The following is a 12,681-nucleotide window of genomic DNA, read 5'->3' on the forward strand; positions in this document are numbered from 1 at the left end:
GGGCCTCCTCACGGAGGAGTCTCCCGCAACGTGTATCCCATGCCGCGCAGCGTGTAGATCAAGCGTGGCTCACCCGCGGCCTCCATCTTGCGGCGCAGGTAGCTCACGTATACCTGGAGGTTGTTGGCGGTGGCGCTCATGTCGAAACCCCAGATCGCCTCGAACAGCATGTCGCGGGTCACGACCCGGGTCGCGTTGCCCATGAGGACCTGCAGGAGGGAGAACTCGGTCCGGGTCAGGCGCAGCGGCCGCCCGCCCCGCGATGCCTCGAACCTGTCGGGATCGAGCCGGACGTCGGCGAACGACAGGATCTGCGACTCGCCGTCTGTCGACGTGCGCCGGCGTAGCAGAGCCCGCACCCGGGCCAGCAGCTCCTCGGTGGCGAACGGCTTGGGCAGGTAGTCGTCGGCGCCCGCGTCCAGCCCCGCGACCCGGTCGGAGACCTGGTCACGGGCGGTCAGCATCAGCACCGGCAGCTCGCGACCCGCAACCCGCAACCGCCGGCAGGTCTCGATCCCGCCGAGGCGGGGCATCATCACGTCGAGGATCAGCAGATCCAGCGTGTCACTTCCGGCCTCACCGACCTCGTCGAGCACGGCGAGACCGTTGGAGACGGTGCTGGTGTCGTAACCCTCGACCTGGAGCACTCGCTCCAGCGACTCACGGATGGCCGCGTCATCATCCGCGATCATGATCCGCACGCCGACCCGCCCCTTCCAGTCGATGCTCTTGCCGCTCCATGCCCCCGATCAACCTGAGGCCAGGATGAGCGCGTCGCTGGGGACCGCGCTCCTACGGATACCTACCGTCGGCTCATGCAGGGGGAGGCAGATGACCCGCATCGCACCCGGCGACCAGACAGCGGATCCTCCGCGCCGGTCACGGGCGCTCGGCGTCCCCCGGTGGCTCCCGCGCCCAACCCTCATCATCCTGCCGCTGCTCGGGGGTGAGGTCTACCCCCTTCGCTGTCGGTGCGCTGATCCGCAGGTGCTGCACGGGTGGAGCTCAGCGCGGACGCCTGGTCAGGACTTGCGGGGGGAGACCGTCATGATGCCGATGCACATCTCGTCGCCGGTGCCGTCGCCCCACACCACGTACCGCGGCCGCTTGCTCAGCTGCGGCACCTGTTGGCGCAGCCCCGCGTCGTGCGTACACGTCACCCGCAGAATGTCCCCCGGACCGGCCTCCACCGGCTCCGGCAGCTTCACCATCCGCTGGTTGTCGAAGTCGAACTGCGGCACGTCCAGCAGGACCTTGGCGCCTGGCGTGCCCGGGTTGAGCTCGACCTTCAAGGCACGCCCGAGCATGTGCATGTGACCGAAACCGGCGAACAACGTCACCGGCTCCTCCACCTCGTGGTCGCAGGACTGGGTGTCACCGGGCTTCGGCACGCCGCCCTCGTTGCACTCCTCCACCTGCTCGTCCGCGAATTCCCCGACCACCGGCCCGAACCGCTTCGTCACGTCAGCGATCGAGGCCGCCCGGTCACAGAGCGGACCCGACTCGTCGGCGGCACAGGGCAGGTCGGTCGGCGCGTCGAGCGACCACGTCTCGAGCTCCCGGGTCTGCGTCGTGCCGTCCGTCAGCCGCAGCCGCACCGCCGAGCGGTCCGACCCTCCCGGCTTGCCGTCGGTCGCGAGCAGGTTGTAGTGCATCTGGAAGACGATCAGGCTGCCCGGCTCCAGCTTGAAGCCTGCGTCCTGGTCGAGCAGCGTCTCCGTGACGCCCGGCGCCCAGGTGTCCACCCACGCCGCGCCCGGGTCGGCACCCTCGTCGTCGTCCTCCACGTCGGCGCCCTTCACGCCCGTCCCGCCGAAACACTGCCAGCCGAGGCCGGGAGTCCTCGCGTCCTGCTCGCGCACTGCGGCAGCGTCGCCCGGCGGCACCGCGTACACGATGCCGTGGTGCGCGATGGCGACGTTCTCCGGCATGACCTGGGTCCCCGTCAGGAACGCCCCCTTGGTCAGGCCCGGATCGAGCACCTGGCACCGGTACTCGTCCACGGCGCCCTCCGGCGGCGCGGGCGTGTAGGCCTCGGCCATCTTCAGCTCGACGAACCGCTCGCCGGCGCGCAGCGGCGGCGGTGGAGCCGACGACCCGCCCGCGTGCGCGCTGTGCGAGCCGGGCGGGGCGGGCGCCCCGCTCTTGTCGGCGTCCGAACTGCAGGCGGCGACTGCGCACGTCGTGGCCAGCGCCATGGTGGCCGCCCCGAACTTCCACCATGAACCGGACGGCGCTGCGTTGACTGCCATGACTAGCCTCCATGCGGATTGCCTCGCTTATGAGGCCTCCTTCCTACCGAGCGAAACTTAGACACCTGTTAGAGCGACGCTCAGGCCGGTTGGCCGAATCAGGTGCCCAGCGCACGCACACCGAGATGGCGTCGAGGTCCTGCCCGGTAGGCAAGGCCCAGGCGACGCAGCCGTCGGGCCGCATGAGCACGCGTTGACGTGAACCGCATCAGCTTGACGGCTGCGTCCAGGTCACGTTCAGGTCGACGGCGAACAGATCGGCGTCGCGGAGGTGACGTTCCCGATCACGGGAGTCGGCCTGATACACAGAGCGATCTGGAGCCGTGCGTTGATCGTTCGTCGGAGGGGCCTGGGTACCGCCTTCGACGTCGACCGTCGACTCCCCTCGCTTGAGCCGAGCGGGCCGCGTCACGCCAAGGAGAGGAAGAGCTTCTCCATCTTCTTCACGTCGAGGCCGTCAACGTCGTCGCCATTGGCCATGCACTGCCGCAGACCGCTGGCAACGATGGCGAAGCCGGCACGGTCGAGCGCCCGGGAGACGGCTGCGAGCTGGGTGACGACGTCTTCGCACTCGCGGCCCTCCTCGAGCATCCTCAGGACGCCGTCGAGCTGGCCTCGGGCCCGCTTGATCCGGTTGATGACGGGGGTCATCTCGTCGGGGTTGAGCTCCATCAGTTGCCTCCCTCAGATGTGGCCAACGAGGCCAGAGCGACGGTGATCCGTTGCTTGGCGTCGGTGGCGACGACATGCAGTGCTTGGTTGTCGGCAAAGACCAGCATACCCCCCATGGTATTCCAAGCGAGCGCAGCGGACCTGCCGGCGGCGACTTGAAGAATACCCCCGGGGGTGTCTAGGTTTGGATCCATGGAATACCCCGCCGGGTATCTACGCCAGGTCATCCAGGACTCCGTCCCACGAGAGGCAAACCGCACTCATGAGCCACACCACCCCCCAGATCGATGTCGAGCAGCTGGCCAGTTCTGCAGGGAGAGGGGCGACCGTGATCGACGTCCGCGAGCGGAGCGAGTACGTCGAGGGCCACGTGCCCGGCGCTGCCCTGGTGCCGATGGGCCAACTGGCTTCGCGGCTCGGCGAGCTCGACCGCAGCCGCCCGGTCTACGTGGTGTGCGCCTCGGGCAATCGCAGCGCCGCGATGACGGACCTGCTGGTCGCCAGCGGCTTCGACGCCTACTCCGTGACGGGGGGAACCGCGGCCTGGGCCCAGTCCGGCCGAGCGGTCGAGACCGGCGCCCCCGTCCGCGCCTGACCCATGACCACCCGGGAACCCGCACTGGAGCACCTGATGAACGACGACCTGACCATCATCCCGATCGAGACCCCGTCCCTGGGAGACCGCAGCTACCTCGTCCACGACGGCGAGGTCGCCTTCGTGGTCGACCCGCAGCGCGACATCGACCGCATCCTGGCGCTGCTCGAGGAGCACCAGGTGCGGCTGACCGACGTCTTCGAGACCCATATCCACAACGACTACGTCACCGGTGGCCTTGCGCTCGCGCAGCACACCGCCGCGGCGTACCACGTCAACGGCGCCGACGAGGTCGCCTTCGAGCGGACCCCGATCGGCGACGGCGACGTCGTCGAGGTCGGCGCGCGCATGCGCGTCACCGCGCTCGCCACCCCGGGCCACACCTTCACCCACCTCTCCTACGCCCTGCACGACCTGGGCCCCGGGATCGGCACCGACCGCGAGGTGGGCGTCTTCTCCGGCGGCTCGCTGCTCTTCGGCGCGACCGGCAGGCCCGACCTGCTTGGCCCCGACCACACCCAAGCCCTGGTCCGTCACCAGCACGCGTCGGCGCACCGGTTGGCCAGCCTGCTGCCCGACGCCGCCGAGGTATTCCCGACGCACGGCTTCGGGTCGTTCTGCTCCGCCGCCCAGTCCGACGCGACGTCCTCGTCGATCGGTCGCGAGAAGCAGGCCAACCCAGTCCTGACCCAGGACGAGGAGACCTACGTCCGCGAGCTGCTCGCCGGACTCGGCGCATGGCCGACCTACTACGCCCACATGGCCCCCGCCAACACGGCCGGCCCGGGCGCACCCGACCTGAGCCCGCCCGAGCGGGCCGACGCCGACGAGCTGCGCCGGCGCATCGACGCCGGGGAGTGGGTTGTCGACCTGCGCAACCGCACCGCCTTCGCCCAGGGCCACGCCCCCGGCACGCTCAACTTCGGCCTCGACGGCGGCTTCGCGACCTACCTCGGGTGGCTGGTCCCCTGGGGCACCCCGGTCACGCTGCTGGCCGCGAGCGCCGAGGACGTCGCCGAGGCCCAGCGCGAGCTGGTCCGCATCGGCATCGACCGCCCGGCCGCCCAGGCGACCGGGGGCCCCGAGGACTGGAGCACCGAGGCACCGGTCAGCTTCGCGACCGCGACCTTCGCCGACCTGGCCCAGGTCCACCACCACCGCGACGTGGTGGTCCTCGACGTCCGCCGCGCCGAGGAACACGAGGCGGCCGCCATCACCGGCGCCGTCAACGTGCCGCTCCACGAGCTGTGGAGCCGCGTCGACGACATCCCGACAGGCGAGGTCTGGGTGCACTGCGCCGGTGGCTACCGCGCCTCGATCGCCGCCTCGATGCTGCACACCCACGGTCGCACGCTGGTCGCCATCGACGACAGCTTCGACAACGCCGAGGCCGTCGGCCTGCACCTGGTCGGGCCCGAGGCCTGACATGGCCCTCGTCCTCGCGATCGTGGCCGGCGCGCTCATCGGGCTCAGCCTGGGCGCGCTCGGCGGCGGTGGCTCGATCCTGGCGGTTCCGGTCCTGGTCTACCTCCTGGACCAGAGCCCCGCCCAGGCCACGACCGGATCCCTGGTCGTCGTGGGCGTCACGGCGCTCATCGGCGCCGTGGCCGCGGGCCGCGCGGGTCACGTGATGCTGGGTCGTGGAGTCGTCTTCGGCCTCGTAGCCGTGGGCGGCGCCATCCTCGGCGCCAAGGCGTCGGTGCGCGTCGACGAGGACGTTCTGCTCGCGGCCTTCGCGGCCCTCATGCTGCTCGTCGGCGTCCTCATGGCCGTCCGGCAGCTGCGCCGCGGCCGCCGGGGGCCCCAGATCGCCGCGCGACCGAGCCTGGACGACCCGATCATCACCTTCAGCCCCACCTTCGCCTGTGCGTGCCCGCGAGCCCTCAAGGTGCTCGTCACCGCCACGTCGGTCGGCCTGCTCACCGGCTTCCTGGGCGTCGGCGGCGGGTTCCTCGTCGTGCCCGCGCTCCTGGTCTCCCTCGCCCTCCCCCTCCGGTACGCCGCCGGGACCTCGCTCGTGGTCATCACGATCACCAGTGCAGCCGCCCTCGCGACCCGCGCCGGGGTCGGCTCGGCTCCCGACTGGGGCGTCGTGCTGGCCCTCACCCTCGCGTCGGCGCTGGCCGCAGTCGCCGGCGCCCGCATCGCCGATCGTGCCGACACCCGACACCTCTCCGGCGCCTTCACCGTCCTGGTCCTCGCGATCGCCGTCTACACGGCCACCCGCGCGGTCCCAGCCCTTCTCTGATCACACCCATCGCTCACCCCTCACCGAACGGAACATCCATGAGCACCACGGCCGCCCCGTCGAGGGCGCCTCCGCCGACGTCACCCCCGACTTCTGCCCCGGACGCCCGTCCCCACGGGCGTCCTGACCACACCTCGTACCACCTTCACCTTTCCTGCACCACCACCTCGAACCGAAGGAGCTCCACCATGTGCCGAGCAGTCAGCTGCAAGAAGTGCGGCAAGACCACCTGGGCCGGCTGCGGCCAGCACGTCGACCAGGTCCTGGCCCGCGTCCCGCGCGCCGACCGGTGCGCCGGCCACCCCGAGGAAGCCGGCTCCGGCTTCTTCAGCCGCCTCTTCGCCAGGTAAGGCGTGAACCTCGACCTCCTGCAGGACATCAACCCAAAGCCGAGCGCGGGCAGGACCGATCCTGTACCGGGCTCCATCGGTCGCGCGCGAGCACTGACGGGACACTCCATGTGCGCCGACGCGGTCGTCTCATCGCGGCCATCCCGGCTGCCACCGACAGCAGCTTCGCGCAGATTCCGTGGGCGAAGGACCTGGTCAACGAGTTCCCCATGGTCGAGACCTGGGTCGTGGACGACGACGGTCGGCCGCTGGCCGTGGTCACCTGGGACACCCGGCTAGAACGCCAGGTCCGGGACGCGGGGCTACTTGTTCGGCGCTTTGCCCACAGCATCAACCGGGCTGTGATCCCCACGTCTGGTCGGAACGCCCCACCTATCCCGTCGCGGTCCACGTCGACCAGGCACTCGCGACCGCCCCACGTCCCAGCTGATGACCGTCAATCGGGCAAAGCGGCCAGAATCACCTCGTGATCCCACTCGTTCGTAATGACTGAACGCAGCTCGCCGTCCTCGCTGTCCACGCAGTACGGCGTGGCGTCCGGGTCTGTCACAGCCAACGAGACAGGCACTCCGAAGACCTCCCAGTTCGGGAGTGCGTTCGCCAGACGACCGTGGATGTGCAAGTCGCGGTACTCCGGTGCCCACCAGACATCGAAGGCCCGTTGGAGGTCTTCGGGATGAATCCCTACCCAGAGGCCGAAGGTGACCGTGTGGCCTCCGCTGAGTCGAACCGGGAGAAGCGCTCGAACAAATGCGCCTAGTGCCGGGACCTGCATCATCACCGCGCGCTCGGGGTCTGGCTCTGACATCCAGGTGCCGGCGGTGCGCTCCTGCTCTGGAAGACGCACCACTGGGTCAGGCAGGCGGAAGCGCACGTGGCGGTCGTGGCTCTCGCCTGGGCGTCCGCACATTTGGCAGGTCGGCATGCGCCGCATCTTCACATGCCGCTACACGAGCCTCCCTGCTATGCCGCAATCCGCGCACCTCGGGAAGTGAGTCGCTCCCCCGCGTGTGCAATTCCATTCACCAATGCCCGGCGGCGCTATGTTTCTGCCGCTGGTTTCATCACGTGTCGGCGTACGGGGGGTGCATGGCGAACGTCAGGCGGGGCAAAGTCGGCACCGTCGACGCGTTCTGGGTTGAGAATGTGCGTCCGACGCTGGCCGCCTCCCTGCTGTTCCGCCAGGGCATCGCGGACGAGACGCTGCCCCGGAGGGGGTGGACTCACCTGCTGGAGCACATGGCCCTGGACGGACGGGGTGGCGGTGCCCTGGAGGTCAACGGGTCGGTGTCCCTGCTGACCTGCAGCTTCGACCTGCACGGCCCTGCCGACCGCGTGATCCAGACGCTGAACGACCTCACCTCCTGGCTGACTGTGCCGGACCTCAGCGACCTGGAGCACGAGCGTTCCGTCCTGCGAGCCGAGGCGTCCCTGCGGGGTTCGGGTCCGTTGCAGGAAGCGTTGTCGTGGCGCTACGGAGCCACCGGGCCGGGGGTTGCGGGATACCACGAAATGGGGCTCTCCAACGCTGGCCCGTCTGAACTGCAGGAACTGGCCGGCCGTTGCTTCGCCAGTGGCAATGCCGCGCTGTTCCTCGACGGACCACCCCCGCCAGAGCTCGAGTTGACCCTCCCGGAAGGCGAAGGTCGCCCGGCCCCTGCCGCCGTGCCACTTCGGCTTCCCCACCTGGGGTCCTACCCCGTGCACGCCCCTGGAGGCGTCATCTCCGGGGTCGTTCCGAGGAGCCGGGCGAGTCAGCTCTTCGCGTCGGTGCTCAACGAACACCTTATGGTCGCTCTGCGCCGTGAGGCGGCTGGGGCCTACGCGCCCTGGTGCACCTACGAGCCCGTCGACGAGACCACTGCCGTCGTGCTTGCGGGGTCAGACGCGAACACAGAGCTGCTGCCGCGCCTGGTCTCTCTCATGGTCGCGGAACTACGACGCATCGTCGACGAAGGCCCCCCGGAAAACGTGCTCGCGGGTCTGCAGGAGCGTGTGCTGCAGCAGATCGACGACCCCTTCGCGGTCGCGGTGCCCGCCCGTCTCTCGGCACAACTGCACCTCCGTGGGTTGGAGCCGACCTCGCGAGCCCACCTCGCCGAGGAGCTCCGGGCCGTGACCGCCGACATGGTCAGGAGCTCTGCCCGCGCCATGCTGCGCACGGTCCTGGTCGGGGTCCCCGCAGAGTCGGAACGCGTCAATGGATCCCGTGAACTGGAGATGCCCCTCCGTGACCGTTTCGACGGCACGGTGCATCGCGCACAGGGCTGGCCGGCCGACGACAGTCGGCTCATCCTGGGTCCACAAACGCTTGCAATTGGACAAGGCGAGGACTTCCGAGCGGCTGACACCCATCAACTCGCGGCCCTGCTCCGCATCGAGGACGGCGGGCGCGTCCTGGTGCGTCGGGACGGCTGGTCGGTGACCCTCGAGCCCACTCTGTGGAAGGGCGGAACGGCCGTAGTGGACCGCGTCGACCTCATGGTGCCCGCTGCCCTCCACGTCACCCTGCCGCCTCGCGACCCAGATGCGATCCCGGCACCGCCCCCGGTGCATGCCCGGTGGCGGCACGTGCGTCGACTCGTCGTCGTCGAGCTCGTACTCCTCGGCCTCATCCTGCTGTGCCTCGCCGGAGGAGCGGCCCTGATCAACGCCGCCCTCCAGCATCCTGACCCACCACCGGTCATCATTGTGCTGTGGCTCGATGCCGTGCTTATCGCAGGTCTCGCTGGCACCATGTGGGGCCTCCTACGAGAGCGCTGACCCCCGCATGACCTAGCCGCACCACACCTTGCGGCCCATCAGAACCGGCGCCGGCGCCATGTCGGCACGCCGGTCCGGATCGGCAGCGTCACCTTCGGTCGCGTGATCGGTGGCGCGATAAACCTCGTCATGGGCGCCAGCCTCTATATGCTCACCCCGGATCCTCCGGAGAAGGAAGGCAATAGCCAGTCCGACGGATGACCGACCCGGGGGCGATGAGACGCGTGCGACGTGTGTGGAGCGGGATCGTGCATCCCGCTCGGGTAGTGCCTCTCGCGTTCCTTGCGGCAGTCCTGCTGGGCGCTGCACTGCTCTCGTTGCCGATCTCAACCCCCGGTCCGACCCGTCCTCCGGTCCTGACGGCCGCGTTCACCAGCGTCTCCGCGGTGTGCGTCACCGGCCTGACCACGGTGGACACCGCGACGTACTGGTCACCGTTCGGACAGGCTGTCATCGTGGGCCTCATCCAGATCGGCGGGTTCGGGATCATGACCTTGGCGACTCTGCTGGGGATGCTTGTGGGCAGCAAGCTACGCCTCAGGTCCTCGCTCATCGCCCAAGCTGAAACCCACAGCCTCAACATCGGCGACGTCCGTCACGTCGTGCGCCGCGTTGCCGTCACCATGCTGGCGTTCGAGGCCGTCTTCGCGATCGCGCTGACGCTGCGCTTCCGTGCCCGGTACGGCGACACTTGGGCCGAGGCCGTCTGGCACGGCATCTTCCACTCGATCTCGGCCTTCAACAACGCCGGGTTCGCGCTGTACTCCGACAACCTCATGGGATTCGTCGACGACGCCTGGATCATGTTCCCCATCTGTGTCGCCATCATCGCCGGAGGCATCGGCTTTCCGGTCCTGTTCGAACTACGCCGTCGCTGGCGACAGCCGCAGGCGTGGACGGTGCACACCCGGTTGACGGTCTACGGATCCGCGGTCCTGCTCGTCGCAGGGATCGGGGCGTTCCTCGCCCTGGAATGGACCAACGGAGGCACCCTTGGCGGACTCACCGCGTGGGGCAAGATCGTCGGCGGCGTCACCGGCGGCGTCGTGCCCCGTACGGCGGGCTTCAACAGCATCGACTACGGCCAGATCACGCCCGAGACAATGTCGGTCAACTACGTCCTCATGTTCGTCGGCGGCGGCTCAGCCGGCACTGCCGGCGGCATCAAGGTCACCACCTTCTTCCTCCTCGCCTTCGTCATCTGGTCCGAGGTACGCGGCGAGCGCGACACGAACATCGCCCATCGAAGGGTCGGGGGCGACACCGTGCGCCAGGCCCTCACGGTTGTCCTGCTGGCTCTTGCCGCCATCGCCGGGGGCACCATGGTGATCCTGCTGGTCACCGACTACGCCCTCGACGTGGTCCTGTTCGAGACCATCTCCGCGTTCGCTACCGTCGGCCTGTCCACCGGCATCACCCCGAACCTGCCCCCTGCTGCCGAGATCACCCTCATGGTGCTCATGTTCGTGGGGCGCGTCGGCACCATCACGGTGGCCTCAGCGCTCGCGCTGAAGTCCCGCCACCGTCACTTCCATCTGCCCGAGGAGCGACCCGTCATTGGCTAAGTTCAGGAAGCCCGCCTCGACCACGGTGCTCATCATCGGCCTTGGCCGGTTCGGCTCCGCGGTCGCCGAGTCCTTGGTCGGCATGGGCCATGAGGTCCTGGCCATCGACGAGAACCAGGCCCTGGTCGATCGATGGGCTGATGAACTGACCCACGTCGCACAGGCTGACACCACCGACGACGAGGCGCTCCGCCAACTCGGCGTGGCCGACTTCGAGCGGGCGGTGGTCGCGATCGGCACCGACATCGAAGCCAGCGTCCTCACTGTCCTCGCGCTCGCCGAGGCTGGTGTCCCCGACATTTGGGCCAAGGCCATCACTCGCAAGCACGGCGCCATCCTCGAGCGGGTCGGCGCCCACCACGTCATCTACCCCGAGCACTCCATGGGCGAGCGCGTGGCCCACCTGCTCACCGGCGGGATGATGGACTACATCGAGTTCGACGACGAGTTCTCCATCGCCCGCACCCTCGCGCCACCCTTCACCTGGGACAAGACGTTGGCCGAGTCAGCGCCGCGCAGCAAGCACGGCGTGACCATCGTCGGGGTCAAGCGCACCGGCGAAGACTTCACCTACGCTCGCCCCGAGACCACCGTGACCCGTCACGACCACCTCATCGTCTCCGGCCCCACCCGCATCGTGGAGAAGTTCTGCAACATGCACTGACGCCGATGCCGCTGCCCTGGTGATGAGCGACTCCCTCGGTCACCCGCTCATGGCCACCAGCACCATCACCGGCCGGGCCGGCGACTCCTGGTTCGGGGCAGGTCGATCGGGCGCCAGTGGCGCCGGGGCCGGCTGACGGCCTCATCTGGTCGTACGGGACTGCCCCAGTCTCGCCCCGAGCAGCCTGCCCAGGGTCAGGGCAGGGGTGAGCAACATCCCGGAGCAGAAGCTGTTGCCGCAGGTCGCGCCCGCGCCGATGACCTCGCCGACGGCGTACAGCCCCGCGACCACCTCACCTGTCCCAGTGCGCACCGCGCAGTCGGCGTCGATGTCGAGGCCCTGGAAGGTCACCAGGGTGATGGCGTGGTTGCGCAGCGCGTAGAACGGCCCACGGGCGATGGGGGCGGGCAGGTGCCGGCGGCCGAACTCGGGATCGACACCCGCAGCCACGGCCTCGTTGTACCGGGCCACGGTCGCCCCCAGGCCCGCGAGGTCGATGCCGGCCAGCTCCGCGAGGCCGGCCACGCTGTCCGCGGCGTGGACGCCGGGCCTGGTGTTGGCCATCGCGCGCACCTCGTCGGGCTCCTTGCCGACGACGATCTGCTGGCTGCCGGTGGCCGCGTCCAGGGCCGCGTCGTCGAAGACGGTCCAGAAGGTCTGCTCGGCCACCCTGGTCAGGGCCCGCTCCTTCTCATCGATGGACGGCTCGTCCTCGGCGACCCAGCGTCGTCCCGACGTGTCGACGTAGATCTCCCACGGGGGCCGCTCACTGGTCAGCCGCTGCCGGTCGTGCCAGTTCGCCCGGCCCGGTGCCACCGGGTCGGGCAGGCCACCGAAGGTGGGCAGGTACGTGCCGGCACCCTGCAGCGCGGCGCCGACCGACATGGCGAGGTAGAGCCCGTCCCCGGTCGAGGTGCGCGCCGCGGCGGAGACCAGCGGGGCACCCTCGAGCTCGGCGAAGAGCTCCGGGTCGGCGCCATACCCACCGGTGGCGAGCACGACCGCGCCGGCATGCACGTCGACCTCCCCGCTGCCTCGCTGCACGCTGACACCCTCGACGGCGCCCTCGTCACCGACCAGCAGTCCGGTGACAGCGACGCCGGTCCAGACCTCAAGCTCGGTGCCGGCCCGCACCTTCGCGAGCTCGTCCTCCAGGACGCTCAGGATGGAGAGCCCTTCGTCGACTCCGTAGACGGTGCGCGCAGTGCGGTAGGGCTCGTGCCCGTAGACGATCCGCGGGGTCTCGGGGGCGAACGCGAACCCGCGGCTGGCCAACCACTCGATGGTCTGCGGGGCATGCTCGGTGACGATGTCGACCAGGTCCGGGCGCGCGCTGCCGCCGCTGATCCGCTCGACGTCGGCACGATGCGCGGCCGGGGAGTCCTCGATCCCCCGCTCCGCCTGACGCTCAGTCCCCCCGGCCGCGAGGTGACCCCCGCTCAGGTGCAACGTGCCGCCGAGGCGGGTGTCCTTCTCCACCAGCAGCACGCGGGCGCCGTCGCGGGCGGCCTGGATCGCGCAAGAGAGACCGGCAGCCCCGGCACCCACCACGAGCACATCGAACGTCATAGT

12 protein-coding genes are annotated in these 12,681 nt (G+C 69.6%); 7 read left to right on the plus strand and 5 right to left on the minus strand.

What is annotated here, in order from left to right; genetic code table 11:
* Positions 1–8: 8 nt before the first annotated feature.
* The 3 genes from C5H89_RS09730 to C5H89_RS09740 form a co-directional block, all read right to left on the minus strand.
* Positions 9–701 (minus strand): response regulator transcription factor, encoded by a 693-nt coding sequence (locus tag C5H89_RS09730; RefSeq protein ID WP_104106772.1) that lies wholly within the window; start codon positions 699–701, stop codon positions 9–11.
* A 321-nt stretch (positions 702–1,022) separates the two neighbouring features.
* Entirely contained in the window at positions 1,023–2,252 is a 1,230-nt protein-coding gene (locus C5H89_RS09735) for a hypothetical protein (protein ID WP_205304945.1), read from the minus strand.
* Between the two features lie 408 nt (positions 2,253–2,660).
* Positions 2,661–2,924: a metal-sensitive transcriptional regulator gene (locus C5H89_RS09740; RefSeq protein ID WP_104106773.1), complete on the minus strand. Its 264-nt coding sequence runs from the start codon at positions 2,922–2,924 to the stop codon at positions 2,661–2,663.
* A gap of 262 nt (positions 2,925–3,186) precedes the next feature.
* Between C5H89_RS09740 and C5H89_RS09745 the strand changes: the two genes are divergently transcribed.
* The 4 genes from C5H89_RS09745 (at position 3,187) to C5H89_RS19135 (ending at position 6,117) form a co-directional block, all read left to right on the plus strand.
* The gene (locus C5H89_RS09745) at positions 3,187–3,519 is read left to right on the plus strand and encodes a rhodanese-like domain-containing protein (protein ID WP_104106774.1); all 333 of its coding nucleotides are present in this window, start codon (positions 3,187–3,189) and stop codon (positions 3,517–3,519) included.
* A gap of 3 nt (positions 3,520–3,522) precedes the next feature.
* Complete coding sequence (locus tag C5H89_RS09750; protein ID WP_205304946.1) at positions 3,523–4,944, plus strand: MBL fold metallo-hydrolase; 1,422 nt, start codon at positions 3,523–3,525, stop codon at positions 4,942–4,944.
* A gap of 1 nt (position 4,945) precedes the next feature.
* Positions 4,946–5,767 carry a sulfite exporter TauE/SafE family protein gene (locus C5H89_RS09755; protein WP_104106775.1) on the plus strand — a complete coding sequence of 274 codons (822 nt, stop codon included), beginning with the start codon at positions 4,946–4,948 and terminating at the stop codon, positions 5,765–5,767.
* Between the two features lie 188 nt (positions 5,768–5,955).
* Complete coding sequence (locus tag C5H89_RS19135) at positions 5,956–6,117, plus strand: hypothetical protein (protein ID WP_205304947.1); 162 nt, start codon at positions 5,956–5,958, stop codon at positions 6,115–6,117.
* A 436-nt stretch (positions 6,118–6,553) separates the two neighbouring features.
* On the opposite strand, the gene C5H89_RS09760 is transcribed toward C5H89_RS19135, so the two are convergent.
* The gene (locus tag C5H89_RS09760) at positions 6,554–7,051 is read right to left on the minus strand and encodes a DUF2199 domain-containing protein (RefSeq protein WP_104106776.1); all 498 of its coding nucleotides are present in this window, start codon (positions 7,049–7,051) and stop codon (positions 6,554–6,556) included.
* Positions 7,052–7,206: 155 nt separating this feature from the next.
* Between C5H89_RS09760 and C5H89_RS09765 the strand changes: the two genes are divergently transcribed.
* The 3 genes from C5H89_RS09765 (at position 7,207) to C5H89_RS09775 (ending at position 11,109) form a co-directional block, all read left to right on the plus strand.
* Complete coding sequence (locus tag C5H89_RS09765; RefSeq protein ID WP_162799313.1) at positions 7,207–8,880, plus strand: insulinase family protein; 1,674 nt, start codon at positions 7,207–7,209, stop codon at positions 8,878–8,880.
* A 317-nt stretch (positions 8,881–9,197) separates the two neighbouring features.
* Positions 9,198–10,445, plus strand: coding sequence for a potassium transporter TrkG (locus C5H89_RS09770; protein ID WP_240181790.1), 1,248 nt, complete (start codon positions 9,198–9,200; stop codon positions 10,443–10,445).
* Positions 10,438–11,109 (plus strand): TrkA family potassium uptake protein, encoded by a 672-nt coding sequence (locus C5H89_RS09775; RefSeq protein ID WP_205304948.1) that lies wholly within the window; start codon positions 10,438–10,440, stop codon positions 11,107–11,109. Before C5H89_RS09770 ends, C5H89_RS09775 begins: the two co-directional genes overlap by 8 nt.
* A gap of 141 nt (positions 11,110–11,250) precedes the next feature.
* Here the strand turns inward: C5H89_RS09775 and C5H89_RS09780 are convergent, their stop codons facing one another.
* A complete protein-coding gene (locus C5H89_RS09780; RefSeq protein WP_104106779.1) occupies positions 11,251–12,678 on the minus strand; it encodes an FAD-dependent oxidoreductase in 1,428 nt (475 codons plus the stop codon).
* Between the last annotated feature and the right edge of the window lie 3 nt (positions 12,679–12,681).

This window comes from Nocardioides sp. 616 (assembly GCF_002930065.1).
In the GTDB taxonomy this organism is placed as follows: domain Bacteria; phylum Actinomycetota; class Actinomycetes; order Propionibacteriales; family Nocardioidaceae; genus Nocardioides; species Nocardioides houyundeii.